Annotated in this window: 20 protein-coding genes; 9 read left to right on the forward strand and 11 right to left on the reverse strand. The window is 63.0% G+C overall.

What is annotated here, in order from left to right; genetic code table 11:
• Positions 1-38: 38 nt before the first annotated feature.
• From HGI47_RS01245 to HGI47_RS01260, 4 genes are all read left to right on the forward strand, one after another.
• Positions 39-551: a GNAT family N-acetyltransferase gene (locus HGI47_RS01245; RefSeq protein ID WP_168850957.1), complete on the forward strand. Its 513-nt coding sequence runs from the start codon at positions 39-41 to the stop codon at positions 549-551.
• Between the two features lie 71 nt (positions 552-622).
• Positions 623-1,759 (forward strand): flavodoxin-dependent (E)-4-hydroxy-3-methylbut-2-enyl-diphosphate synthase, encoded by a 1,137-nt coding sequence (gene ispG / locus HGI47_RS01250; protein WP_168850958.1) that lies wholly within the window; start codon positions 623-625, stop codon positions 1,757-1,759.
• Between the two features lie 30 nt (positions 1,760-1,789).
• Positions 1,790-2,305, forward strand: a complete 516-nt coding sequence (locus HGI47_RS01255) for a GNAT family N-acetyltransferase (protein ID WP_168850959.1) — start codon at positions 1,790-1,792, stop codon at positions 2,303-2,305.
• A 49-nt stretch (positions 2,306-2,354) separates the two neighbouring features.
• Positions 2,355-2,978, forward strand: a complete 624-nt coding sequence (locus HGI47_RS01260) for a murein L,D-transpeptidase catalytic domain-containing protein (RefSeq protein WP_168850960.1) — start codon at positions 2,355-2,357, stop codon at positions 2,976-2,978.
• Positions 2,979-3,305: 327 nt separating this feature from the next.
• Here HGI47_RS01260 and HGI47_RS01265 read toward each other — a convergent pair whose 3' ends face one another.
• On the reverse strand, positions 3,306-4,685 hold the full coding sequence (locus HGI47_RS01265) for a L,D-transpeptidase family protein (RefSeq protein ID WP_370521612.1): 1,380 nt from the start codon (positions 4,683-4,685) through the stop codon (positions 3,306-3,308).
• Positions 4,686-4,847: 162 nt separating this feature from the next.
• Here HGI47_RS01265 and HGI47_RS01270 point away from each other — a divergent pair, with 162 nt between their 5' ends.
• Together HGI47_RS01270 and acnA are read left to right on the forward strand one after the other, a co-directional pair.
• Positions 4,848-5,750: a DMT family transporter gene (locus HGI47_RS01270; protein ID WP_168850961.1), complete on the forward strand. Its 903-nt coding sequence runs from the start codon at positions 4,848-4,850 to the stop codon at positions 5,748-5,750.
• A gap of 197 nt (positions 5,751-5,947) precedes the next feature.
• A complete protein-coding gene (gene acnA, locus HGI47_RS01275) occupies positions 5,948-8,620 on the forward strand; it encodes an aconitate hydratase AcnA (protein ID WP_168850962.1) in 2,673 nt (890 codons plus the stop codon).
• 78 nt (positions 8,621-8,698) lie between these two features.
• Here the strand turns inward: acnA and HGI47_RS01280 are convergent, their stop codons facing one another.
• From HGI47_RS01280 to HGI47_RS01310, 7 genes are all read right to left on the reverse strand, one after another.
• On the reverse strand, positions 8,699-9,466 hold the full coding sequence (locus HGI47_RS01280) for a HesA/MoeB/ThiF family protein (RefSeq protein WP_168850963.1): 768 nt from the start codon (positions 9,464-9,466) through the stop codon (positions 8,699-8,701).
• Between the two features lie 193 nt (positions 9,467-9,659).
• Positions 9,660-11,066: a chromosomal replication initiator protein DnaA gene (dnaA, locus tag HGI47_RS01285; protein WP_206065950.1), complete on the reverse strand. Its 1,407-nt coding sequence runs from the start codon at positions 11,064-11,066 to the stop codon at positions 9,660-9,662.
• Positions 11,067-11,700: 634 nt separating this feature from the next.
• Positions 11,701-11,961: a 30S ribosomal protein S20 gene (gene rpsT, locus HGI47_RS01290; RefSeq protein ID WP_168850964.1), complete on the reverse strand. Its 261-nt coding sequence runs from the start codon at positions 11,959-11,961 to the stop codon at positions 11,701-11,703.
• 144 nt (positions 11,962-12,105) lie between these two features.
• Positions 12,106-13,500 carry a cytochrome P450 gene (locus HGI47_RS01295; protein ID WP_168850965.1) on the reverse strand — a complete coding sequence of 465 codons (1,395 nt, stop codon included), beginning with the start codon at positions 13,498-13,500 and terminating at the stop codon, positions 12,106-12,108.
• A gap of 67 nt (positions 13,501-13,567) precedes the next feature.
• Positions 13,568-14,581 carry a ferrochelatase gene (hemH, locus tag HGI47_RS01300; protein ID WP_168850966.1) on the reverse strand — a complete coding sequence of 338 codons (1,014 nt, stop codon included), beginning with the start codon at positions 14,579-14,581 and terminating at the stop codon, positions 13,568-13,570.
• Between the two features lie 20 nt (positions 14,582-14,601).
• Complete coding sequence (locus HGI47_RS01305; RefSeq protein ID WP_168850967.1) at positions 14,602-16,902, reverse strand: molybdopterin cofactor-binding domain-containing protein; 2,301 nt, start codon at positions 16,900-16,902, stop codon at positions 14,602-14,604.
• Positions 16,903-16,906: 4 nt separating this feature from the next.
• Positions 16,907-17,674, reverse strand: coding sequence for an Mrp/NBP35 family ATP-binding protein (locus HGI47_RS01310; protein ID WP_240949947.1), 768 nt, complete (start codon positions 17,672-17,674; stop codon positions 16,907-16,909).
• A gap of 359 nt (positions 17,675-18,033) precedes the next feature.
• Here HGI47_RS01310 and hflK point away from each other — a divergent pair, with 359 nt between their 5' ends.
• The 3 genes from hflK to HGI47_RS01325 all read left to right on the forward strand — a co-directional run bounded on the left by hflK (position 18,034) and on the right by HGI47_RS01325 (position 21,686).
• Positions 18,034-19,161 (forward strand): FtsH protease activity modulator HflK, encoded by a 1,128-nt coding sequence (gene hflK / locus HGI47_RS01315; protein ID WP_206065909.1) that lies wholly within the window; start codon positions 18,034-18,036, stop codon positions 19,159-19,161.
• A 7-nt stretch (positions 19,162-19,168) separates the two neighbouring features.
• Entirely contained in the window at positions 19,169-20,011 is an 843-nt protein-coding gene (gene hflC, locus HGI47_RS01320) for a protease modulator HflC (protein ID WP_240949948.1), read from the forward strand.
• A 145-nt stretch (positions 20,012-20,156) separates the two neighbouring features.
• The gene (locus tag HGI47_RS01325; protein ID WP_370521587.1) at positions 20,157-21,686 is read left to right on the forward strand and encodes a Do family serine endopeptidase; all 1,530 of its coding nucleotides are present in this window, start codon (positions 20,157-20,159) and stop codon (positions 21,684-21,686) included.
• Positions 21,687-21,750: 64 nt separating this feature from the next.
• Here the strand turns inward: HGI47_RS01325 and HGI47_RS01330 are convergent, their stop codons facing one another.
• The 3 genes from HGI47_RS01330 to msrB all read right to left on the reverse strand — a co-directional run bounded on the left by HGI47_RS01330 (position 21,751) and on the right by msrB (position 24,733).
• Entirely contained in the window at positions 21,751-21,993 is a 243-nt protein-coding gene (locus tag HGI47_RS01330; protein ID WP_168850971.1) for a hypothetical protein, read from the reverse strand.
• Between the two features lie 70 nt (positions 21,994-22,063).
• Positions 22,064-24,214: a transglycosylase domain-containing protein gene (locus tag HGI47_RS01335; RefSeq protein ID WP_168850972.1), complete on the reverse strand. Its 2,151-nt coding sequence runs from the start codon at positions 24,212-24,214 to the stop codon at positions 22,064-22,066.
• Between the two features lie 120 nt (positions 24,215-24,334).
• Positions 24,335-24,733 (reverse strand): peptide-methionine (R)-S-oxide reductase MsrB, encoded by a 399-nt coding sequence (msrB, locus tag HGI47_RS01340; RefSeq protein WP_168850973.1) that lies wholly within the window; start codon positions 24,731-24,733, stop codon positions 24,335-24,337.
• Positions 24,734-24,770 lie beyond the last annotated feature (37 nt).

Consider the following 24,770-nt stretch of genomic DNA (forward strand, 5'->3'; position numbering starts at 1 on the left):
GCTTGGAATCACGCTGCGGTGCGGAGTAAAGCGGAGCCATGACGCTCCGCCCTGCTACTGCCGCCGATATCCCAGCCCTGTCAGATCTTGGCCGCCGCGCCTTTGTGGCGAAGTTCGGCCACCTCTATAGCGCTGAAAATCTTGCGCAATTTCTTGACGAATCGCACTCTGAAGCGACCGTTGCCGCACAACTTGCCGATCCCGCCATGAAGATCGCGGTCATCGATGAAGGTGGCAAGCTCGCCAGCTTCTGCAAGATCGTGCGCCACAGCACCCTGCCCGCACGCACCGCCGCCGCCGCGCCGATGGAGCTCAAGCAGCTTTACACCGACCCCGACCTGATCGGACGCGGCCACGGTGCAAGGCTGATGGATTGGGCGCTGGCGGAGGCCCGCGAATGGAGCGCGGATGAAATGCAGCTTTCGGTCTATGCGCACAACCCCCAAGCGCAGCGATTCTATCAGCGTTATGGCTTGGCCAAAGTGGCCGACATCACCTTTGCCGTTGGGGACCATATTGACCCCGAATTCATGTTCGCCGGAGCCGTTTAAACGCACTTAGGTGCGTCTAGGTGCATCTAGGTGTATTTCAGGACTCACCGTTTGCGCCTATAGGACCGCCCATGTCTTCCATTCGTCCCTGGCGCGATATCGCGCGTCGCAAGAGCCGCCAGATCATGGTTGGCGCGGTTCCCGTTGGCGGCGATGCGCCGATCACGGTGCAGACCATGACCAATACGCTCACGTCCGATGCTGTGGCCACGATCGACCAGATCCGTCGCTGCGAAGACGCGGGCGCAGACCTGATTCGCGTGTCGTGCCCCGATGTGGAAAGCACCGCCGCCTTCAAGAAGATCGCAAAGGCCGCGCGCGTTCCGCTGATCGCGGACATCCATTTCCATTACAAACGCGCACTGGAAGCCGCCGATGCGGGCGCGGCGTGCCTGCGCATCAATCCCGGCAATATCGGATCGTCAGACCGCGTGGCCGAAGTGGTCCGCGCCGCCAAGGCCAACGGCTGCGCGATCCGCATCGGCGTGAACGCGGGCAGCCTTGAGAAGGACTTGCTGGAAAAGTACGGCGAGCCTTGCCCCGAAGCGCTGGTCGAATCCGCTCTCGATCATATCAAGCTGTTGCAGGACCACGATTTTCACGAATACAAGGTAGCAGTTAAGGCCAGCGACGTGTTCCTTGCGGTCGCAGCCTATATGGGTCTTGCCGAAGCGGTGGATTGCCCGCTTCATCTCGGCATTACCGAAGCGGGCGGTCTGATCGGCGGTACGGTCAAATCCTCCATAGGCATCGGCAACCTGCTTTGGGCGGGTATCGGTGATACCTTGCGTGTTTCGCTTTCGGCAGAGCCGGAGGAAGAAGTGCGAGTCGGCTTCGAAATTCTGAAAAGCCTCGGCCTGCGCACGCGCGGCGTCCGCGTGGTTTCATGCCCAAGCTGCGCGCGGCAGGGGTTTGACGTAATCCGCACGGTAGAAGCGCTCGAAAGCCGCCTCAGCCACATCAAGACGCCGATTTCGCTGTCTGTCCTCGGCTGCGTGGTCAACGGCCCCGGCGAAGCGCGCGAAACCGATATCGGCCTGACCGGCGGCGGCAACGGCAAGCACATGGTCTACCTTTCCGGCGTGACCGACCATCACGTGCAGTCGGCAGACATGCTCGATCACATCGTTGCGCTGGTGGAACAGAAGGCCGCCGAAATCGAAGCGGCAACCACCGATGCGGGGAACGTTACCGAGGCTGCGGAGTAACGCTTCTGCCGTGCACATTCGCCTGACGCCATGACCATAACCCTACGCCCTGCGACCTCCGCCGATCTACCGCTTGTCGCCCGTCTGATCCGAGCGCTGGCCGAGTATGAAAAGCTGGCGCACGAGGTGCGCTTCGATGAGGCCGTGTTGGGGCAAAAGCTGTTTGGGCCGCGGCCTTATGCCGAAGTCGTCATTGGCGAAGTGGATGGCGTAGCGCAGGGGTTTGCGCTGTTCTTCCACAATTTCTCCACCTTCGAAGGCAAGCCGGGCATCTATCTGGAAGACCTGTTCGTGCAACCTGAAGCGCGCGGAAGCGGGCTGGGCAAGGCGCTGCTGGCGCATCTGGCGGCGCTGGCGGCGGAACGTGATTGCGCACGGCTGGAATGGTCTGTGCTCGATTGGAACGAACCGGCCATCGGGTTCTACAAGGCGTTGGGCGCGAAGTTCATGGACGAATGGACGGTGATGCGCGTGGATGGGACCGCATTGGCTCAGCTTGGCGCGCAGCCGGGCGCACGGGCTGGAATTTCTGGCGCAATTGGCTAGAATGCGCCGTTCACGCCCGGTAAGGACGCGGTGTGATACGGGACTGAACATGAGCATGAAAGTCGATCGGCGAACGGTAATCGCAGGCGTAGCGGCAAGTGCCGTTGCCGCCGTGGTGCCGCCGCGCGTGGCGGCTGCGGTCTATTATCCCAATGAACAACACCGTCGTGTGCTGGAACTGGCGAAGGAAAAGGTCGAACAGCATCGCGCTGCGTTGTGGCGCACCGATATCGTCGGGATTGCCGATTTCGCGATGCCATCGTCTCTCCCGCGCTTCCATTTCGCCAATCTGGAAAGTGGCAGCGTGCGCTCCTTCCTTGTCGCCCACGGGCGCGGGTCTGATCCTGAACACGATGGGTTTCTCAAGACCTTTTCCAACGAAGTGGGCAGCCTTGCCACATCACGCGGGGCCTATGTCACCTACGAATGGTACAAGGGCAAGTACGGCACCTCGATCCGGCTTGGCGGTTTGACGCCCGACAATTCCAACGCGCTCGACCGCGCCATCGTGCTGCATCCGGCATGGTACGCGAACGAAGACATGCTGGCAAAATGGGGCAAGCTGGGCCGGTCTGACGGCTGCCTGGCGATGAGCGAGGCGGACTTCAACGAAGCGCTGTGGCATCTGTCTGGCGGGCGGCTGATCTATGCGGATCGGCTGGGGTTGGGGTAACTCCATTTGCGATCCTCCCTGTCTTTGCGAAGCACAGGCGGGGAGGGGGACCGCCCGCGCAGCGGGTGGTGGAGGGTTGGAAAGAAGAACCCCTCCGTCATTCGCTGGCGCGAATGCCACCTCCCCATTTGTGCCTACGGCAAAAACGGGGAGGATCAGGGGCGTGTTATGCGTCGCCCCTTGGTGCGGCTGGTCAGATGCCAGCGCCAGCAGCGGTCACACCGATAGGGGTGAAGGACGAGGCCGCTTTTCAGCGCGGCCTCGGTGGCGTCCTCCCGGCTCGCATAACGCACCTTGCGCTGGCACACGCTGAGCCGTGTTCTCACCTTAAAGCGGATTATCCAGCTTGATCACTTCCTCGGTGCTCTTGCGCTGGGTCGTGTGCTCTTCGCGCGGTTTGGCGAAGCTGGCGAGGACCGGGGCATCGCGGTTGTAGATATCGGTGAACGATCGCAACATGCCGTTCACGTCGCGCGCAACCGTGAAGTAGGTGATGTAGACCGGAAAGGTCTTGGTCATCGGGACTTTGGTGTAAATCTTCGACGTGTGCGCCAGCGCCGCATCTTCCGGCGTCATCGCGGCACCCAGAATGCCCATCGTCATTGCCAGTTCCACTGCGCCTTCGACACGGATGCAGCCGTGGCTGAGCGCGCGCACCGGCTGGTTGAACGCGGCCTTGCTGGGCGTATCATGCAGGAAGATCGCGTGTTCGTTTGGCATGTCGAGCTTCATGCGGCCCAGCGAATTGTTGTCGCCCGGCTGCTGGACGACATAGATCGTGCCATCGGCGGCCTTGGTCACCTTGTAGCCCTCGCGCTCGGCTTGGCGTGGGTTGTTGACCAGTCGCGCACCGAGGCCTTCGCCCGCCACGATTGACTGTGGCACGGTCCAGGTAGGATTGAAGATCACGCCTTCTACGGTTTCGGCAAGCTGCGGCGTGGCAGTACGGCCCGGCTTGCCCACGACGACCTTGTAGCTTTTGATGATCTTGTTGCGCACGGTCAGCCGCAGCATCTGTTCGGGCACGTTGGTGAGCAGATATTGCGAGCCGAGATCGCGCGCGAGCCAGCGCCAGCGGTCCATATTGGCGCGGATCTGCGCGGCCTGCTTTTGTGTGGTCGCCTTGGGCAGGGCAGCTTTCAGCGCGGCGTAATCAGGGTGGGTGGGCAGCAGGGCGACAAGCGCGCCCTTGATATCGTGCTTTTCCAGCGCCGAGGCGATGATCAACTGGGTGGGGTTCACGTCCTGATCGGGATCGACGGCAAACCACTGCACGCGGGCAGGCATGGGGGTGCGGCCATCGCGGTAATCTTCGATCAGCCAGCCGAACAGGCGCGTGGCTGTTTCGTCCAGTTCCTTGCCTTCGCCCTTCACGATGGCGGCGGAGAGCGCATCGGGCTGATAATCCTTGGGGAACAGGCCTTCGCTGCCGACCGCCTTGATCGCCACGAGCAGTGCCTGTGCATCGGCCTGCGTCCAGTGCGGGGCGGGCACGGGTGCCACAGGCGCGGTAACAGGCACCGCCGGCGCGGGTGCGTCTACGGTTGGCGTCGGTGTGGATTGCGGAGCAGGTTGCGCCTGCCGGGTCAGGTCTACTGGTCCGCTGTTGCGGGCGGACTGGGCCTGCGCCGGGGCAGAAGCCAAGGTCAGGGCCATGATCGCCGCACCAACCGTTGCGCCTGCGCGGTTCCCGTCAAACTTGCGTATCACTCGATTCCATTCCCTGTTCACTTGCGCGGTGACGTCCGGAGACGCGCCTTGATCACTCTGTCGTCCTGCCCCAAGCCGGTTGCACTATCAAGCACGGTGCCTGTCTGAACGCTGAATCGCGGCCTTTTGCCACTGCCATCTTTTCCCTATGGCTCTGTGATGAACGAGCCACGCCTCCCTTTGCTCCCGATCCTTGCGGCCATGCTCGGCCTTGCGATGTTTTCGGTCATGGACGGGGTGATGAAAGCCGCATCGCTGGCTGTCGGCGCTTATGCCGCGATGTGCTGGCGCGGACTTGCCGGAACGGTGATCATGGCGCCGATCTGGCTGATGCGCGGGCAGGGCTGGCCAACACTGGCGGTGCTGAAGGTTCATGCACTGCGCGGGGTGGTTGCCTCGGTCATGGCCGTGCTGTTCTTCTATGGCATCGTGCGGCTGCCGCTGGCCGAGGGCATCGCGCTGTCCTTCATCGCGCCGCTGATCGCGCTTTATCTGGCGGCGCTGCTGCTGGGCGAGAAAGTGCGGCCTGCAGCGATTGGCGGATCCGTTCTGGCGCTTATCGGCGTGGCGGTGATCGCGGGCGGCAAGTTTAATGGACCTGCCGATGGAGAGGCGGTGAAAGGGCTGGTCGCCACGCTGGTGTCAGCCGTGCTCTATGCCTGGAACATCGTGCTGCAACGCCAGCAAGCGCTGGTGGCCAAGCCGGAAGAGGTCGCCTTTTTTCAGACGCTGGTGCAGTTCCTGTTTCTGGGGCTGGGCGCATGGTGGTTCGCCCCCTTGCCCGACCAGACGGTGTGGTGGCTGCTGATCGTATCGGCGGGGCTTTCGGCCGCTTCTCTCATGGCGCTGAGTTGGGCCTATGGCAGAGCGGAAGCGCAAGTGCTGGTGCCGCTGGAATACACTGCCTTCATCTGGGCTGCGATCGTTGGCTGGCTGGCCTTTGCCGAACCGGTGACGATGCCGATGCTGATCGGTGTAGCGCTGATCGTGGCAGGGTGTCTTTATGCCACGCGCGGTGCGAAGTCATCGCAAGAGCGTACTATTGCTATTGAAAATCAATAAAGCGTATTGGCCGAAAAATTGTGCTGCGCATGCGTAAAATGGCGCGCTCCCGCCCTTGACGCATGGCCGGTTTGCGCGCATCGCGCACGGGCTTTCTGGCCGTAATCCGCCGCGCCGCCCTTGGGCTTTTGGGCTCAGGCGATTCCCCGCGTGGCACCTTACAGCAACGGCCGCGACAGGAGGGAAGACGCACAGCCATGACCCAGGTCGGACAGGATACACTCGGCACCCGCAGCACGATGACCGTGGGCGGCAAGGAGTTCGCCTACTACTCGCTCAACAAGGCCGCAGAGAAGTTTGGCGACATTTCGCGCCTGCCCTTCTCGATGAAGGTGCTGCTGGAAAACCTCCTGCGCTTCGAAGACGGCGGCTTTACCGTTTCGACCGATGACGTGAAGGCCGTGATCGACTGGCAGAAGAACCCTGCCGAATCGAACAACGAAATCCAGTATCGTCCCGCGCGCGTGTTGCTGCAGGATTTCACCGGCGTTCCCTGCGTGGTCGACCTTGCCGCGATGCGCGATGCCATCGCCACGCTGGGAGGTGACACCAGCAAGATCAACCCGCTGGTCCCGGTAAACCTTGTGATCGACCACTCGGTCATGGTGGACGAATTCGGCCACCCCAAGGCCGCCGAACAGAACGTGGAAATCGAATATCAGCGCAACATGGAGCGCTACGACTTCCTCAAGTGGGGTTCCAAAAGCCTCAACAACTTCTACGCCGTGCCGCCGGGCACCGGCATCTGCCATCAGGTCAACCTTGAAAACATCGCGCAGACGGTGTGGACCAGCATCGACCAGAACGGCGTGACGGTGGCCTACCCGGACACCTGCGTTGGCACCGACAGCCACACCACGATGGTCAACGGCCTTGGCGTGCTGGGCTGGGGCGTTGGCGGGATCGAGGCCGAGGCCGCGATGCTGGGCCAGCCCGTGTCGATGCTGGTTCCCGAAGTGGTCGGCTTCAAGTTCACGGGCGAACTGAAGGAAGGCGTGACCGCGACCGACCTCGTGCTGACCTGCACCAACCTGTTGCGCAAGCATGGCGTGGTTGGCCGCTTCGTCGAATACTTCGGCCCCGGCCTTGCCGCGCTGTCGCTGGCTGACCGTGCGACGCTGGCCAACATGGCGCCGGAATATGGCGCAACCTGCGGCTTCTTCGGGATCGACGACAAGACGCTGGATTACCTGCGCCTGACGGGCCGCGAAGAATCGCAGATCGCGCTGGTCGAAGCCTATGCCAAGGAGCAGGGCTTCTGGATCGATCCTGCGGTCGAACCGATCTTCTCATCGACGCTGGAACTGGACCTTGGCACCGTGGTGCCCTCGCTCGCTGGCCCCAAGCGCCCGCAGGACCGCGTTTCGCTTCCCGAAGTGGACGACGTGTTCAACGCCGACATGGCGAACACCTACAAGAAGGCGCAACAGCGCGTTCCGGTGGCAGGCACCGACTACGACATCGGTGACGGCGACGTGACCATCGCAGCGATCACCTCGTGCACCAACACGTCGAACCCCGGCGTGCTGGTGGCGGCAGGCCTCGTTGCGAAGAAGGCCAACGAACTGGGCCTCAAGCCCAAGCCGTGGGTCAAAACCTCGCTGGCACCGGGATCGCAGGTCGTCACCGACTACCTGAACAAGGCCGGCCTTCAGGAGCATCTCGACGCGGTGGGCTTCAACCTCGTCGGCTATGGCTGCACCACCTGCATCGGCAACTCCGGCCCGCTGGCCGAGCCGATCAGCAAGGCGATCAACGACAACGGCCTTGTTGCCGCCGCCGTGATCTCGGGCAACCGCAACTTCGAAGGCCGCGTTTCGCCAGACGTGCGCGCAAACTTCCTCGCCTCGCCGCCGCTGGTCGTCGCCTATGCGCTCAAGGGCACGGTGATCGAAGACTTCACCACCACCCCCATCGGCAAGAGCAAGGACGGCGTTGACGTATATCTGAAGGACATCTGGCCTTCGAACAGCGAAGTCGCCACCACGATGGCAGGCTGCATGGACCGCGCCATGTTCCAGGCACGCTATGCCGACGTCTATAAGGGCGATGCGCACTGGCAGGCAATCAACGTCACCGGTTCGGAAACCTATTCTTGGCGCGCTGGATCGACCTATGTCGCCAACCCGCCCTACTTCGAAGGCATGTCGATGACGCCGGCTCCGGTCAGCGACATCATCGAAGCCAAGCCGCTGCTGATTCTGGGTGATTCGATCACCACCGACCACATCAGCCCTGCCGGTTCGATCAAGGCTGACAGCCCCGCTGGCCAGTGGCTGATGGAGCATCAGGTTTCGAAGGCGGACTTCAACTCCTACGGCGCGCGCCGTGGCCACCACGAAGTGATGATGCGCGGCACTTTTGCCAACATCCGCATCAAGAACGAAATGGTCCCCGGCACCGAAGGCGGCTTCTCGCGCTATGGCGACGAGGTTGGCTCGGTCTACGACGTGGCGATGAAGCACAAGGCCGATGGCGTTCCGACCGTGGTGATCGCGGGCAAGGAATACGGCACCGGCTCTTCGCGCGACTGGGCGGCCAAAGGCACCAACCTGCTGGGCGTGCGCGCCGTTATCGTCGAAAGCTTCGAGCGTATCCACCGCTCGAACCTTGTTGGCATGGGCGTGCTGCCGCTGCAGTTCAAGGAAGGCCAGAACCGTACCTCGCTGGGCCTGACCGGGGACGACACCTTCACGATCAAGGGCGTTGCCAATCTGCAGCCGCGTCAGGACGTGGAAGTGGAAGTGCTCAAGAAGGACGGCACCAAGCTGACCTTCACCGCGCTGTGCCGCATCGATACCGCCAACGAAGTGGAATACTTCATGAACGGCGGCATCCTGCACTACGTGCTGCGCAAGCTCGCTTCGTAAGAAGCGGGCTCAAGCCAAAACAGAGAGGGCGCGGGGACTTCGGTCCTCGCGCCCTTTTCTTTGGCCTGAGCAGCGCTGTTACGCTGCCGCGCTACACCCGCTGCATTCCGGGTCAGGCGCTATGCGCATCGTGCGCAAGGAGGGCTTCAGGCCGTCCAGCACATGCAATTGCCCCCAATGCGGATCGCCCAGCGTCGAGACGCCTTCGAGCAGCACACGCATTGCCGCCATCGCGCCGAACGCGCCGACCATGCCGACCATCGCCCCCAGCACGCCAAGATCAGCGCAGGTATCGCAATCCTCGGCATCGAAGGCATCGCCCACGAAACAGCGGTAGCAGGCGTGATCATCGCGATGCCCAGCAAAGTTCGCCACCTGTCCCTGAAAGCGCCCCAGCGCGGCACTGGTGAGCGGCGCGCTCGCTTTTACGCAAGCGTCCGAAACGGCAAGGCGCGTCGCGAAGTTATCGCAGCCATCAAGCACCACATCGGCCCCGGCAATCAGTTCGGCAGCGTTATCGCGCGTGATGCGGGCAACATGGGCGGTAACATCCAAAGCGGGATCGAACTGCGCCACCCACGCAGCAGCCGCCTCGGCCTTGGACTGACCGATGTCGGCCTCGGTATAGATCGTCTGGCGTTGCAGGTTGCTGGCCTCGACCACATCGTCGTCAATCAGCGTGAGGCACCCTACGCCAGCGCCTGCGAGGTATTGCAAGGCGGGACTGCCGATACCGCCCATGCCGACCAACACGACATGGCTCTGCGCAAGCCTTGCCTGCCCCATTGCGCCCACTTCGGGCAGGACGATGTGGCGGGCGAAGCGGTTCAGGCGATCAGGCGTCATGGGACGCAATTAGGGAGAAAGAAGGAGAAATGCGAGGGTCATAACCCTCGCGCTCCCATGAGTTTGGCGCATTATTCAAAGGGACAGCACCAATCCGCGAAGCGGCTCCAATAATACGGCTTCGCCGGGGCACTGGCTTTCAACCCAGCACCAATTTCCGGGAGCGCGAGGGTTGTGACCCTCGCCCTTTTCCTTAGTCTTCCAACTGCCGCAGCAAGGTTCGCACATCGCCATCCATATCGGCATCGCGCGTGCGCAGTTCCTCGATCAGGCGCACGGCGTGGATCACAGTCGAGTGATCGCGTCCGCCGAACTTGCGACCGATTTCCGGGTAGGACCGGGGAGTCAGCACCTTGGCGAGATACATCGCCACCTGACGCGGACGCACGACAGCGCGGGCGCGGCGCTTGGAGGCCATTTCGGTGCGATCCACACGGTAGAACTGGCAGACCGTGCGCTGGATTTCGTCGATGGTGATGCGGCGGCGGTTGGCCGAGAGGATATCGGTCAGCTGCTCCTCAGCCAGTTGCAGCGAGACGGGCTGGCCGGTGAGCTGAGCATAGGCGATCAGCTTGTTGAGGCCGCCGACCAGTTCGCGCACGTTGCGATTGATCGTGCGGGCAAGGAACTCGATCACGTCTGCCGGCACTTGAGTGCTGCTGAAGCGGGCGAGGCGGTGTTCAAGGATCTTGCGGCGCAGTTCGATATCGGCGGGCTGGATATCAGCCACAAGGCCCATCGAAAGACGCGATAGCAGGCGCTGTTCGACGCCGTCCAGAGCCTGAGGCGCACGGTCTGCGGCCACGATCAGACGCTTGCCCGCGCTCATCAGCGCATCGATGGTGTGGAGGAATTCCTCCTGCGTCGAAGCCTTGCCGATGATGAACTGAATGTCATCCACCAGCAGCATGTCGAAGCCGCGCAACCGCGCCTTGAACTCGATCATCTCGTTCGAGCGCATGGCCTGAACGAATTCGATCATGAAGCGTTCGGCCGAACAATAGAAGATGCGCGCGCCGGGCTTGTTGGCGGCGAAGGCGTGACCGATGGCGTGGAGCAGGTGCGTCTTGCCCTGCCCGGTCGAGCCTTTGAGATAGAGCGGCGAGAACTGCGGGGTTTCAATGGCCGCCATGCGCTGCGCAGCGTTGACCGCGAGCACATTGGCCGAACCGGAAACGAATTCGGCAAAGGTCAGCGAAGGATCGAGACCCGACAGCGCGGTATCGATCATTGCCGGGCCTGCATTGAGGTGGCTGGGCAGATGGGCCGAGGCACGCACCGGCACCGGCGCTTCGCCTCCGACGCGCAGCTCGGGCATCGAACGGCGGCGGGGGTGCACGGTGATGCGCACCTGACGCACTTCCGAACGCGCGATCTTCCACGCAAGGCTCAGGCGATCGGCAAAGCGATCCGCCACCCAGTTGGCCGAGAACTCGGTTGGCAGGAACAAGTCGAGCGTGCCGGTTTCCTTGCAGAATGCGCCAAGCTGAATCGGCTTGATCCACTGGGCGTGCAACTGCGAGCCGAGATCCTTCTTCAGCCCCTGGCTGATGTCGGACCAGTCTGCTGCCAGATCCAGCGCTTCCTGGTCCTCGATCATCGCGTTTTCTTTGCCTTTCTTGCCAGTCGTGCTGGTGCCGGCCATATTCTGGGCCATCATGTTGCGGTCGTTGCCGAGCGGGGCGATGCTCGCCGAACCGCCAGTGCTGCCCCCTGCGTAATCTTCAATCTTCACGCCTAGCTGCCTCGACTGCCGTGCCTGACACACCCCCCGGTACGCAGGCACGAGTGATCCCTTCCTGCCGCGCATCAAGCGACAGGCTTGGTCGGAAAAATTTCAAGTGACACCGGTTAGGAGTGATTCCCGCCGCCGGTTCGCTCTGTCTATTGGCCATCGGTGCCTTCGCGCAAGCCGGGGACGCGCAAAAAAACTGAAATAAATGCCCTTGACTCTCGCTAACCCGCAGAGATGCGTCAAAGTGCTGATTTATAACGGTTTTTACTTATGACCAACCCTTATCCCGTGCGAATCGCGTAGTTTCCGTGACTTGCTGCAACTGCACAGTGTTACAGCGCAGACTTGAACCGTTCATGGATGCAAAAAATGAAAAGGGCCGACGATACGCTCGTCAGCCCCGTTCCATTTTTGTGCCGTCTCGATTCAAATCAGCAGTGCCGGATAGCTCCGCGATTCGCCCGAAATGGTCTGATTCTGTTAGATCAGACTGCGCAAATTACAGCGCGGCAACACGCTTCGTCAGGCGCGACATCTTGCGCGCGACGGTGTTCTTGTGCAGCACGCCACGAGCGATGCCACGAGCCATTTCCGGCTGTGCAGCCTTCAGCGCTTCCGCAGCAGCAGCCTTGTCACCACCTTCAAGCGCGGCTTCGACCTTCTTGACGAAAGTACGGATGCGCGACAGGCGGTTGCCGTTGATTTCGGCGCGAACTGCATTGCGACGGATACGCTTACGGGCTTGCGGCGTGTTGGCCATGATGTTCCTGTTTCTCGTGCCTTGGCGGGCGCGCAAGGCGGCCGCGTGAATTCTCATGGGTTGATGGGATGTCCCATCGGAAAGCGCGGCCCTTAACCGCAGTGGCGCGAATCGTCAACAGATTCGGCACGCTTCCGGTTTCGATCACTGCAAAGGGCGAAGCGTAACCTTCAAGCCATCGCGCGGCTTGGGGATAGGCCATGCCTGCCACTGCGGCTCTGCGCCCGGTTGCATCGCCACTTCGAAGCGGGTGAGGATATGATTCGCCAGCAATTTCACCTGCATATAGGCAAAGTGCAGGCCCAGGCACATATGCGCGCCGCCGCCGAATGGCACCCACGCATATTTGTGCCGGCGGGCAACCTTTTCGGGCGTGAAGCGCAGCGGATCGAACACGTGCGGCGCGTCCCAGTGCGCCGGATCGGCATGGACCGCCGCCGGGCTGATGCCGATGGGGGTGCCTGCGGGAATGTCATAGCCGCCAAAACGGAAATCGCGCAGCGCCCGGCGCGGCATGTTGGGCACCGGCGGCATGAAGCGCAGCGCTTCCTTGAACGCCATCTCGGTCAATTCCATTCGCCCCAGATCGTCATAGGCCAGAGGCAGAGCATCGCCACCAGTCACGGCGCGAGCCTCCGCACGCAGGCGTTCCTGCCAGGCCGGGTTCTTCGCCAGTTGCCAGAACAGCACCGTGGCGGACGACGTGATCGTATCGTGCGCGGCCATCATCAGGAAGATCATGTGATCGACCACGACGTCTTCCGGCAGGAGCGTGCCATCTTCGCGGGTAGCCAGCGCGAACTGGCTGAACATGTCCTGCCCCGGGCTGGCGCGACGTTCGCGTACCAGACGCCCGAAGTATTCAACCATCAGCCGCCGCCCGGCGACACCCCGGCCCATCTTGGTGAACGGCAGGGGCTTTCGCACCACGCCGACCGAGGCCTGCACCATATCGACGAAGGCCTTGTTCAGCCGGTCCGCTTCTGGCCCCAGCGGCAGGCCGAGAAAGCTGGAAGCGGCGGTATCGAGCGTCAACGCCTTGATCGCATCATAGAACCGCATATCACCGCCCCACTGCGATAGCGCCGAAGCGATGCCGGTGTTGAGCACCGAGCAATAGGCGCGCATCGGTTCGGGCTTGAACGCAATGGACAGCGCGCGGCGATCAACGCGGTGCGCGTCGAAGTCCATCAGCATCAGCCCGCGCGGGAACAGCAGGTTGAGCACCGGCCCCCAGCCCTGTTCGTTCGAGAACAGCTTGTCGCGGTCGAACAGCACCAGTTCGTTGGCTTCGGCACCGATCAGGTTCACCCCGCGCCGCCCGAAGCTGCGCGTGCGGAACACCGGGCCGTAAACATCGACCATGCGTTTCTGGAAGCCCAGCGGATCGGCCAGTTGCATCAGGGTGGTGCCCAGCACGGGCCAGCCATCCTCGCCGGGAATATGATCGAGCTTGTGATCGCCACCGAGGCGCACCCAGTGCGGGTTGGCGCTCTCTGTGTGGAGGTTCGCGGCAACGTCGGGCGCTAGGCTGGCCATAATGTCTCCCGGTTTCTGATTTAACCGAGCAATTAACATGCCTGTCAGCAGTGGCCAAGCCTGTTGTTCAGATCCAGCCCGAAAGCTCCCGCCGGGTCAGCACTTCGAGCATGTCCATGCCCGCATCCCCCGCATTGAGGCAGGCCAGCGCGGCGAAGTGGGTGCCGCCCGCCTTCTCAAAGTCCTCAGCCCCGCGAATCGCCAGTTCCTCCAGCGTTTCGAGGCAATCGGCGGAAAAGCCGGGGGCGGCGATGGCCACGCGGCGCGTGCCCTTTTCCGCTTCCGCGATCAGCACGGTATCGGTTGCGGGTTCCAGCCATTTGGCGCGTCCAAAGCGCGATTGGAACGTGGTTTCAAGACGCAGGCCGGGGTGGCTCTGCGCAAAGCGTTCGGCCAGGAGGCGCGAGCTCTTGCGGCAATGGCAATGATAGGGATCGCCCAGATGCAGCGTGCGCTCCGGCATTCCGTGGTAGCTCAGAAGCAGCAGTTCGGGCGTGAAATCCAGCGCGGCGAGTTGCCGCGCCATGTCCGCATGAAGCGCGCCAATATAGGCCGGATCATCGTGATAGGGCGGCAACGTGCGCAGCGCGGGCAGGCGACGGCGCGCCTTGATCCAGTCTGCCACGGCATCGAGCGCCGAAGCAGTCGTCGCGCCGGAATAGTGCGGATAGAGTGGAGCGATGAGAATGCGCTCGCACCCAAGTGCCAGCAGCGCGTCGAGTTCCTGCGCCATCACGGGCGATTGATACCGCATGGCGTGGCGCACGATTACGGCATCGCCCAGCCGCGCCTGCAAAGCCGCCGCCTGCGCCCTGGTGATCGCGGCGAGGGGCGAGCCGTCTTCCGACCACACCTGTCCATAGGCATGAGCGGATTTCTTGGGCCGGGTGTTGAGGATGATCCCGCGCAGGATCGGCTGCCAGATCAGCCTAGGGATTTCGACCACGCGGGGATCGGAGAGAAACTCCTTGAGATAGCGCTTCACCGCGGGCGCATCGGGCGCGTCGGGCGTGCCAAGGTTCACGACAAGAACGCCGACCTTGCCGGTAAGCACATTGGGATGATCGGCGGGACGTTCCATTGTAATCCTCAGGCGAAGGTTCAAAAGCCTTCGGAAATCAGCGGCAGACGGCGGAAGCGCACGCCCGTGGCAGAGAACAGAGCATTGGCGATGGCGGGGGCCACCGCGACCATGCCCAGTTCGCCGGGGTCGAACGGGTCTTCGTTGCTGTCGGCAAAGGCAATATCGACCTTGGGGCAATCGGCAAGCAGGGGCAGCCCCAATTGCGCGAGGCGCCCTGCCAAGGGCCGCCCCTTGGCATAACTGCTTGCCCCGCCAACGGCATGGGCAAGTCCGAACATCAGCCCGCCTTCGATCTGCTGGCGGGCAATATCCATGTTGATGACGCGGCCGATGTCGGCGTAGGCGCTCAGGCGCTCAACCCGCACCACGCCCGCTTCCTGCCGCGCGGTGGCGACAACTGCGATCAGGCCTTTGCGCGTGATGCCGCCGCCAGTGGCCAGTTCCATCTGGTGACAGGCGATGCCCTGCCCCGAAGCCTCGATCCCGCCACCCCACTGCGCCAGACGCCCGGCACCTTGGAGGCAGGCGACCAGACGCGGTTCACCTTCGAGCATCCCGACGCGGAACGAAAGCGGCTCCTTGCCCGCCGCATCGGCCAGTTCATCGATGAAGCTTTCGGTGAAAAAGGCGGTGTAGCCATGCGCCTGCCCGCGAAAGCGCGCGGTGGGCTGGCGTAGGGCCAGCGGTACCTGATCCACCGCTTTTTCAGGAATATGATAGAGCGGCAGCGCGCCTTCGCAGGCCATCGGATCAGCTTGATCCTGCAAGTCCATCGCCTGCTTCAAGCCCCAGCCGTCCAGCAGCCGAGCGCCCGATTCGAACGCGGTGGCCGGAACCGCCAGTCGCGCGCGCCAGCCCAGCACGCGCGTCTTGTCCGGGCTGATCGCGCCATCAAGCTGCGCCGAAAGCGGCGTGCGCGGAATGCCTGCCAGCGCTTCCTGCCAGCGCGAATAGGTAAGCTGCACCGGCTTGCCCACGATCTTGCAGATCGTGGCGACTTCAGCCGCAATTCGGGTATCGAGCCGCGCATCGAAACTGCCGCCTGCCTGCATCGGATAGACGATCACATCGGCCCGCGCGATATCAGCCGCCTTTGCCGCTGCACGTCGCGCACGTTCGGGTGCTTGGGTGGCGATCCACAGTTCCAGCTTGCCGTGCCGCAACCGCGCGGTGGCGCTGGCGGTTTCGAGCGGAGCATGGAACGCGGCTTCGACATCGTAACGAACCGACAGCGAAGGCTTGGCCAGCAGAGCATCGGGATCACCTTCGGCCAGAAGGCGCGTCGGCTCCCCCTTGGTCAGCGCCTTGTCGAGCGCGACCAGCGTCTTTTCGCTATCGGCAATCGGACCATCGGAGCGGAAGCGTGGCTCCATCGCACGCACGGCCTTGTCCGCCGCGTGCCAGCCTGTCGCCACTGCCGCTAGCCAGCGCTTGGCCTTGACCACGGTGACAAGGCCCCGCACTGCAGCGGCGGCCTGCTTGTCATAGCTCGACAGCACGCTGGCCCCTTGCGGCCCATGCGCGATGGCGGCGAAGACCATGCCGGGCAGACGCACATCGCCCGCAAAGGTAAAACTGCCATCGACCTTGGCCGGAAGATCGAGCCGGGGATGGCGCGGCGGCGCGCCTTCGGGAAATTGGCCGGGGGTCTCTCGCGGCGGCTCTGCGCGCAGGACCGGGACCGAGGGCGGATCGTAATCCACCGCCGCATCGAGCAGTTCGGCAAAGGACAGGCGCTTGCTTCCGTGGATGACGAAGCTGTCCTTCGTATCGCACTCTTCCCAGCCCACGTCCCACTTGTCCGCCGCCGCCTGCGCCATCATCGCGCGCAGAGCCGCGCCTGCCTCACGCAAGGGGGTTTCGAAGGCGGCGAGGGCCGTGCCATCGGCTGTGACCATCAATGGCCCGCGTTCGGCATGGAGCCGGGCCAGTGTGCCATCGGCATCTTCGCCCAGCGATGTGAAAGCGGGCATCCACAGCGGTGCCCATTTGGCGGACAAGACCGGGTCGGCATAGGCCGGGCTGATCGGCGCAGCCTCTACCGCCACCTTGCGCCAGTCCGCGCCGGCTTCATCTGCCACGATCTGCGCAACAAGCGTGGTGATGCCCTGCCCCATCTCGCACAGAGGCACGGCCACAGTGAGAATGCAGTCCTTACTGCCCTTAACCCGCCCCACTTTCAGGAAGGCATCTACGACATGTTCGCCCTTGCCTGCCAGCAGCGGCACCGGATGGCGGCGCGGCAGCAGCGGGAAGGCGATGAGCAGTGCCCCGCCTACGCCTGCCCCCACCAGCAACCCTCGCCGCGTCAGGCGCATCCGGTCAGCGCTTCCCGTCAAGCCAAGCGAGCACGCCGCGCGCGATGCTGAGGAACGCTTCGGCCTGCGCGCTGTCTCCGGCGGCAGGCGGATTCCCTGCGTCGCTCTCACGCCGGATCGCCATGTCCAAAGGCACCCGGCCCAGGAACGGCAGCTTCATCACCTTGGCAGCCGCTTCGGCTCCGCCCACGCCGAAGGGATCGCTTTCCTCGCCACAGTGCGGGCAGATATAGCCCGCCATGTTTTCAACCATGCCGATCAGCGGCACCTGCCCCTGTTCGAACAGACCGATAGCGCGCGTGGCGTCCATCAGCGCCAGATCCTGAGGTGTCGAAACGATGACCGCGCCCGCAGGCTTGTGCTTGGCCAGCATGGTAAGCTGCACGTCGCCGGTGCCGGGCGGCAGGTCCACCACCAGAATTTCCGTCTCGCCCCAGTGCGCATCGATCAACTGGCCCAGCGCATTGCCCGCCATCGGCCCGCGCCACGCAATCGCCTGCCCCGGCTGCACAAGATGCCCCATCGACAGCATCGGCACGCCATAGGGCGAGGGCACCGGGTGCATCTTGTTGCCCTCAGCCTCAGGCTTGCGGCCTTCGGTGGAAAGCAGGCGCGGCTGCGAAGGGCCATAGATATCGGCATCGACCAGCCCCACCTTGCGCCCCAGCCGCGCCATCGCCACTGCCAGATTGGCCGAGAGCGTGGACTTGCCCACGCCGCCCTTGCCCGATCCCACCGCGATGATCACGCGCGCCTTGCGCTCTGCCGTCATGCCAAGGCGCAGATCGGCCACGCCCGCCTTGCGCGCTGCGTCGCGCACGGCCATTTCCAGCTTGTCGCGATCCAGTCGCTCCAGCCCGCCCACTTCGAGCATGATCGTGGCCACGCCATCGGCCAGCTTCAGCGATTGCAGGCGGTCCCCTGCCGTTTCAGCCAGTGCCTCGCGCAGTGCTTGTTCTTCGACGCTCACATCAATTCCCTGTTCCGCTCCGCTTCAGAGCCGCTTTACCGCCCCTAGCAGATGAATTTTCGGGAATGGACACTGTTTTTCGCGGGAAGGGTTCCTATAACGAAGACATGACAGACTTGGGCGGATTGATCGCGCGTTTTGGCCGGGAGAAGGGCCTTTTCATGACCGGGAAAAAAAGCCCGTGGGGTTCGGGCGGGGGCAACGATGCGCCACCGTTCGGCGAAGGCACTGGCGATGCGCCGCCTCCTGCTGGAACGCCCGGCACCGAAGGCCCGCGCAACCCGTGGCTGCCCCCACAATCGGGCACTCCGAGCAAGGACGGCAATGCGGGCCAGCGCCGTGGTCCCAACATCGAAGACCTGTTCAAGAACCGCAAGGGCGGTGGCGGCGGAAGCGGCGGCGGTGGTCGTGGCCCCACCATGCCGCGCCTGCCGCAGCGCCCCGATGGAAAATCGTGGCTGCCATTCGGCATCGCCGCCGTGGCGGTGCTGTGGCTCGGCACGTCGATGGTGCACCTGATCTCCCCGCAGGAAAAGGGCGTGGTCACCACGTTTGGCGCCTATAGCCGCACGCTCGATTCGGGCACGGCGCTGACCCTGCCCTGGCCGATCCAGTCGGTCACGCTTGAAGACGTAACCTCGGTGCGCAGCGAATCCATCCCCGAAGGCGATGGCGAAAAGCTGATGCTGACAGGCGACCAGAACCTTGTCGACCTGACCTATCTGGTCCGCTGGAACATCAAGGACTTGAAGCAGTTCATGTTCCAATTGGCCGAACCGCAGCAAACCGTGCGCGAAGTGGCCGAAGCCGCGATGCGCCAGTCGATTGCCGAAGTGACGCTGAACGACGCGATGGGGTCGGGCCGCCAGCAGATCGAACAGAACGTGCGCGACCGGATGCAGCGCGTACTCGATGCCTATGGCGCGGGCGTGATGATTCAGGGCGTAGACATCAAGAAGACCGATCCGCCGACCAAGGTGGTCGATGCCTTCAAGGAAGTGCTGGCCGCGCAACAGGACGCGCAGAGCGAGATCAACCGCGCGCAGGCGTGGGCGCAGCAGCTTACCGCGCGCGCTGGCGGTGAAGCGACCGCGTTCGACAAGGTCTACGAACAGTACAAGCTCGCCCCGGAAGTGACGCGCCGCCGCATGTATTATGAAACGATGGAGCGCGTGCTGAGCCAGACCGACAAGGTGGTGGTGGAAGCGCCGAACGTGCAGTCCTATCTGCCGTTGCCCGAAATGAAGCGCACCCAAGCCGCGCCGCAATCCAGCGAAGGAGGCCAGTAAGATGACCTTGCAAACGCTGTGGCAGGAACAGAAAGCGGTGATCATCGCGGCGGGCCTTGGCCTGCTGGCGGCGGCAAGCTGCCTGAAAGTGATCGACGAGACGACGCAGGCCGTGATCGTGCGGCTGGGCCAGCCAGACCGTGTGGTCAACCGGTTCAGCCCCAAGACCGATTTCGGCCAGACCGGCGCGGGCGTGGTGTTCCGCATCCCGTTCCTTGAACAGGTGGTTGAGGTGGACAAGCGCATCCTCGATCTCGACATGGAACGCCAGCAGGTGCTTTCGGCTGACCAGCGCCGCCTTGAAGTGGATGCCTTCGCCCGTTTCCGCATCATCGATCCGGTGCGCATGGTGCAAACGGCAGGCACGACCGAGCGCGTGGCGCAGCAGCTTCAGCCCATCATGAACTCCGCGCTGCGGCAGGAACTGGGCAAGCGCACATTCGGTTCGCTGCTGACGGCCGACCGTGGCCGCGCGATGGAACAGATCAGGCAGGGGCTTGATCGCGAAGCACGCGAATATGGCGCCCAAGTGCTTGATGTGCGGATCAAGCGCGCCGACCTGCCCGAAGGCACGCCGCTCGAATCCGCGTTCACCCGCATGGCCACTGCACGCCAGCAGGAAGCCGCCACGATCCGGGCGCAAGGCCAGAAGCAGGCACAGATCATCCGCGCCACGGCAGAGGCGACCGCGGCAAAGACTTATGCCGACGCCTTCAACAAGGATCCGGCGTTCTACGATTTCTACCGCGCAATGCAGAGCTACGATGTTACCTTCTCGCAAAAGGGTTCCAGCACCGCAGTCGTGCTTTCACCCGACAACGAATACCTGAAGCAGTTCAAGGGACGGTAAGCCGCCTTTTCGCTGAACATCACGGAACAGTGTCATTCAAATTCCGTTCATCGCAAGAACGCTGAATCGAAGTCGAGTGACCGAATTTGAGTGACTCATGGCGCGCCGTCCCCGGCGCTTGACGATACAAAGAGGACCAGGCCACGTGCGATACGCTTATGGTGTGACTTCGGCGCTGCTGCTTGCAGGCAGCGCACTGACCCTGGTGACAGGCTTTCCCGCAGGCGCGCAGGTCGCGCAGAACGACCAGTCCGAGATGCGGACCGTGGTGCCACGCGCGGGCGCGCCGTCCAGCTTTGCTGATCTGACGCAGCAATTGCAGCCTGCGGTCGTGAACATCTCCACCCGTCAGCGCGTGAAAGTGCAGACCAACAATCCCTTCGCGGGCACGCCCTTTGGCGATCTGTTCGGCGGCGGGCAGGGTGGCCCTCAGACGCGCGAAGCGCAGTCGCTGGGTTCAGGCTTCATCATTTCGGCCGATGGTTATGTGGTCACCAACAACCACGTGATTACCGCCGACGGTCAGGGTGAAGTCGAATCAATCACCGTCACCACGCCCGATGGCACCGAATATCCAGCCAAGCTGATCGGCAAGGATGCCGCATCGGACCTTGCCGTGCTCAAGATCAGCGCGCCCAAGGCCTTCCCCTTCGTGAAGTTCGGGGATTCGCGGCAGGCCCGCGTGGGCGATTGGGTAATCGCCATCGGCAACCCGTTCGGCCTTGGCGGCACGGTAACGCAAGGCATCATCTCTGCCGTCTATCGCAACACCGGTTCGGGTTCGGCCTATGACCGCTATCTGCAGACCGATGCTTCGATCAACCGGGGCAATTCCGGCGGTCCGATGTTCGACATGGCAGGCAACGTGATCGGCATCAACAACGCCATCTTCTCGCCCACCGGCGGTTCGGTTGGCATTGGCTTTGCCATCCCGGCAGAAATCGCGGCCCCCATCGTGGACAAGCTGCGCGCCGGTCAGGCGATCGAACGCGGCTACCTTGGCGTGCGAATTCAGGCGCTGTCCGACGATCTGGCCGCATCGCTGGGTCTTGCCAAGAAGCGCGGCGAGTTCATTCAGGCAGTGGAACCCGGCCAAGCCGCGGCCAAGGCGGGGATTCAGGCTGGCGACGTGGTGGTCAAGGTGGATGGCAAGGACGTCACGCCCGACCAGACGTTGTCCTTCATCGTCGCCAATTCCGCGCCCGGAAAGCGCATTCCGGTGGAACTGCTTCGCAACGGTCAGCGCCTCACGGTGCAAGCGGTTGTAGGCAAGCGCCCCAGCGAAGAGGAACTGGCGCAGAATTTCGATCCTGACAGCCCTCAAGATGAGGACAGCTTTGGTAGCGACCAGCAGCAACAGCAGGGGCCGGGGGCGCTGCAAAGCAACCTCGGCGTAACCGCAATCCCGCTGAACGCACAGATCGCGCGCCAACTCGGCGTAAGCGAAGAGACCAAGGGCGTGGTCATCACCGCTGTCAGCGCATCGTCGGACGCTGCGGCCAAGGGGCTTCAGCGCGGCGACATCGTGCTGTCGGCAAACTACATCAGCGTTGCAACCGTGGCCGATTTTGAAAAGATCGTCCGCACCGCCAAGACCGAAGGCCGCGAAGCCGTACTTCTGCGCATCCAGCGCCGTGGCCAGCCGCCGATCTACACCCCGATCCGTATCCGATGATCGCGAGCTTCAGGGCATAACAAAAGGGCCGCTCCTTCCGGGGCGGCCCTTTTCATTTGGATTATCAGTAATTTGCCGGCGGATCGCTGGCTGGGAAGCTTTCATCCGAAGCCTGATCAATCTTGTCCCAGCGCTTCGGATCCGAACGCATCCCTTCGGCTCCGGCAGAGCGGACGCGCGCGAAGTTCTTGCTCGTATCCTCGCCCTCGGCAAAAGCCGCAGGCGCATGTTCCTCTTCCTTGCGGCGCACCGCGTGCCAGATCGCGTACCCAGCCGCTCCGGCAGCGGCCCAATGCAGCAGGCTCATCGTTCATCTCCTCTCGCAGGAGGCAGGGGCCTCCATTCGAGCAGCAAAACGCGCGAAAAGCTGAAAAGGTTCAGGGATTTGTGTTGGGCACAGGACGCTGCGGTGAAACGGGGCGTGGGCGCGGGACGTTGAGGACCGGTGGCGGGTTTTCATTATCACGCCGACCGGTCGCCCGGTTCAGGAAATCGTCGTTCGCAGCTTGCGGCATGTCGGGCGCGCCCTCGCCCGGCAGTGCATCGTGATCAACCGGTTCGCTTCCATCTTCGGCACGCCGCCGCGAAGGATCGACGAGATTGCCCTGTTCGTCGACGTAGAAGTAGTCGTCCGGGTTACCCATCATGGCCTCGTCATCCGGTTCGAGCTGCCATTCAGGAAGCTTGAGTTCGGTATCGAACTTCTCGACCGGACGCTTGGCCGTGGCGACCTTCATATAGGCAGCAAAAGCGCGCGCGGGAGCCGCACCGCCCTGAAGGCCGGGAACGGCCTTGGCATCGTCACGCCCCATCCACACGCCAGTGGTGATCCCGCTGGAGAAGCCAAGAAACCAGCCGTCCTTGTTCGATGATGTCGTGCCCGTCTTGCCCGCTACAGGCCTGCCAATCTGCGCCGCGCGGCCCGTGCCGATGTTGACGGCGGTCTGCATCAAGTCGGTCATCCCGGCGGCGACATAAGGCGGCACAAGCTGCTGCGGCGATTCGGTGCGGTGGCGATAGAGAACCTCACCATCGGTCGTCGTCACCTTGCGGATGCCATAAGGCTCCACCGACATGCCCTTGGCCTGCACCGAAGCGAACGCGCGCACCATATCGATCACGCGCGCTTCGGACGATCCCAGCACCATCGACGGCAGCGTGTTGATCGGCGTGGTAATGCCGAAACGCCGCGCCATGTTGGCCACCTGTCCAAAGCCTACTTCATTGCCAAGCTGCGCCGCAACGGTATTCTTGGAATAGGCAAAGGCCGTGCGCAGATCGATCTCGCCCGCATAGCGACCGCCATCGTTGCGCGGTGTCCAGCCGTCGATCGTGACCGGTTCGTCCACCACGCGGTCACCAGGCGTGTAACCGGCCTCAAGCGCGGTGAGATAGACGAACAGCTTCCATGCCGAACCGGGCTGGCGCACAGCATTGACAGCGCGATTGTAGTTCGATGTCACGTAATCCGTGCCGCCCACCATAGCCAGCACCGCGCCATCGCGATCCATCGAAACGAGCGCACCTTGCGCGCCCTTGGGCGCAAAGCCAGCAACAGCACTGGTTGCCGCCTTCTGCATCACCGGATCAAGCGTGGTCCACACTTCGATCGGCTGATCGTTTTCGGGCAGAAGCAGATCAAGCTGCGGCAGCGCCCAATCGGTGAAATAGCGTGCCGAGTTCTGGCCCGAACGGTCCTCGACCATCTTGACCTTCTTCAGATCAACTCCTTGCGCTTCCTGCTCGGTCAGATAGCCGTTCGACACCAGCGTCTGCAGCACCACGCCTGCGCGGCCCACGGCAGCATCGGCGTCGGCAGTCGGCGAATAACGGGAAGGCGCTTTCACCAGCCCGGCGATGATCGCGGCCTCCGGTAAAGTGATCTCTTCACCCGAATGGCCGAAGAACTTGCGCGCAGCGCTGTCGATGCCATAGGCGCCGCCGCCGAAGTAAACCTTGTTGAGATAGAGTTCGAGGATCTGGTCCTTCGAGAACTTCTGCTCCAGAGCCAGCGCGAGCACCCATTCGCGCGCCTTGCGAGCGAAGGTCTTGGTGTTGTTGAGGAAAATGTTCCGCGCAAGCTGCTGCGTGATCGTAGATCCGCCCTGCCGCCAGGCGCCGCTTTCCACGCGTACCATCAGCGAACGCACGATGCCAATCGGGTCGACGCCCATATGGCTGCGATAACGGCGATCCTCGACCGAAACCATCGCATCGCGCATCACCTGCGGAATGCGCTCGTAAGGGACCCATTTGCCGTAGCTTGGCCCCAGCGTGACGATTTCGGTGCCGTCAGCCGCGCGCACCACGATCATCTGCCCGGTCTGGCTGGACTTCAGTTCCTGGTAACTGGGCAGCGATCGCATTGTCACGGCCACAGCCACCACCAGCGTGATCACGCCCAGCAGCGCAAAGCCTGCGCCCCACACCATCAGACGCTTGAACCAGCGCCCCAGCTTCGAACCACTTTTAGGTTGCGGATCGGACCTGCCGCCATCGGGGCGGCGGGGAATGTCCCGTCTGGCCATCAGTCTTGCACCGCTTCCCTTAACTCGGCCAAGGCACGGATCGCCCCGGCGCAAACTCGCGGCCCTTTGCATAGGGCAAACGTAACACAGGGTTAACCGCTAATCGCTGAGCCGCTGATCTCAATCCTTGGGCGTAAAGTCCAACGAGGCGCTGTTCATGCAATAGCGCAGTCCGGTGGGGTTGGGACCATCGGGGAAAACGTGGCCAAGATGTCCGTCACAACGGGCGCAGCGCACCTCGGTACGCACCATGCCGTGCGTCACATCGGTATGCTCATCCACTGCTGCCGCATCGACCGGGGCATAGAAGCTGGGCCACCCTGATCCGCTGTCATACTTGGTGTCAGACGTGAACAGCGGTGCGCCGCACCCGGCGCAGGTATAATCGCCCTCGGCCTTGTTCTTCTCGTAAGCGCCGGTGAACGCCCGCTCGGTCCCGCCCTGCCGCAGCACGTGGTACTGTTCGGGCGAAAGCCGTTCGCGCCATTCCGCGTCGGTGAGGTTCATCTTGTCGGACATTGGGAGATCTCCTTTGCCCGCAATATGGGTTGCGCTT

The organism is Novosphingobium sp. ERN07 (genome assembly GCF_012641335.1).
In the GTDB taxonomy this organism is placed as follows: domain Bacteria; phylum Pseudomonadota; class Alphaproteobacteria; order Sphingomonadales; family Sphingomonadaceae; genus Novosphingobium.

Excerpts from the sequence above, each read along its gene's own strand:
- HGI47_RS01245 (WP_168850957.1), top strand. The coding sequence starts at position 39 with ATGACGCTCCGCCCTGCTACTGCCGCCGATATCCCAGCCCTGTCAGAT.
- ispG (WP_168850958.1), top strand. The coding sequence starts at position 623 with ATGTCTTCCATTCGTCCCTGGCGCGATATCGCGCGTCGCAAGAGCCGC.
- HGI47_RS01255 (WP_168850959.1), top strand. The coding sequence starts at position 1,790 with ATGACCATAACCCTACGCCCTGCGACCTCCGCCGATCTACCGCTTGTC.
- HGI47_RS01260 (WP_168850960.1), top strand. The coding sequence starts at position 2,355 with ATGAGCATGAAAGTCGATCGGCGAACGGTAATCGCAGGCGTAGCGGCA.
- HGI47_RS01270 (WP_168850961.1), top strand. The coding sequence starts at position 4,848 with ATGAACGAGCCACGCCTCCCTTTGCTCCCGATCCTTGCGGCCATGCTC.
- acnA (WP_168850962.1), top strand. The coding sequence starts at position 5,948 with ATGACCCAGGTCGGACAGGATACACTCGGCACCCGCAGCACGATGACC.
- HGI47_RS01280 (WP_168850963.1), bottom strand. The coding sequence starts at position 9,466 with ATGACGCCTGATCGCCTGAACCGCTTCGCCCGCCACATCGTCCTGCCC.
- dnaA (WP_206065950.1), bottom strand. The coding sequence starts at position 11,066 with ATGATCGAGGACCAGGAAGCGCTGGATCTGGCAGCAGACTGGTCCGAC.
- rpsT (WP_168850964.1), bottom strand. The coding sequence starts at position 11,961 with ATGGCCAACACGCCGCAAGCCCGTAAGCGTATCCGTCGCAATGCAGTT.
- HGI47_RS01295 (WP_168850965.1), bottom strand. The coding sequence starts at position 13,500 with ATGGCCAGCCTAGCGCCCGACGTTGCCGCGAACCTCCACACAGAGAGC.
- hemH (WP_168850966.1), bottom strand. The coding sequence starts at position 14,581 with ATGGAACGTCCCGCCGATCATCCCAATGTGCTTACCGGCAAGGTCGGC.
- HGI47_RS01305 (WP_168850967.1), bottom strand. The coding sequence starts at position 16,902 with ATGCGCCTGACGCGGCGAGGGTTGCTGGTGGGGGCAGGCGTAGGCGGG.
- HGI47_RS01310 (WP_240949947.1), bottom strand. The coding sequence starts at position 17,674 with ATGACGGCAGAGCGCAAGGCGCGCGTGATCATCGCGGTGGGATCGGGC.
- hflK (WP_206065909.1), top strand. The coding sequence starts at position 18,034 with ATGACCGGGAAAAAAAGCCCGTGGGGTTCGGGCGGGGGCAACGATGCG.
- HGI47_RS01330 (WP_168850971.1), bottom strand. The coding sequence starts at position 21,993 with ATGAGCCTGCTGCATTGGGCCGCTGCCGGAGCGGCTGGGTACGCGATC.
- HGI47_RS01335 (WP_168850972.1), bottom strand. The coding sequence starts at position 24,214 with ATGGCCAGACGGGACATTCCCCGCCGCCCCGATGGCGGCAGGTCCGAT.
- msrB (WP_168850973.1), bottom strand. The coding sequence starts at position 24,733 with ATGTCCGACAAGATGAACCTCACCGACGCGGAATGGCGCGAACGGCTT.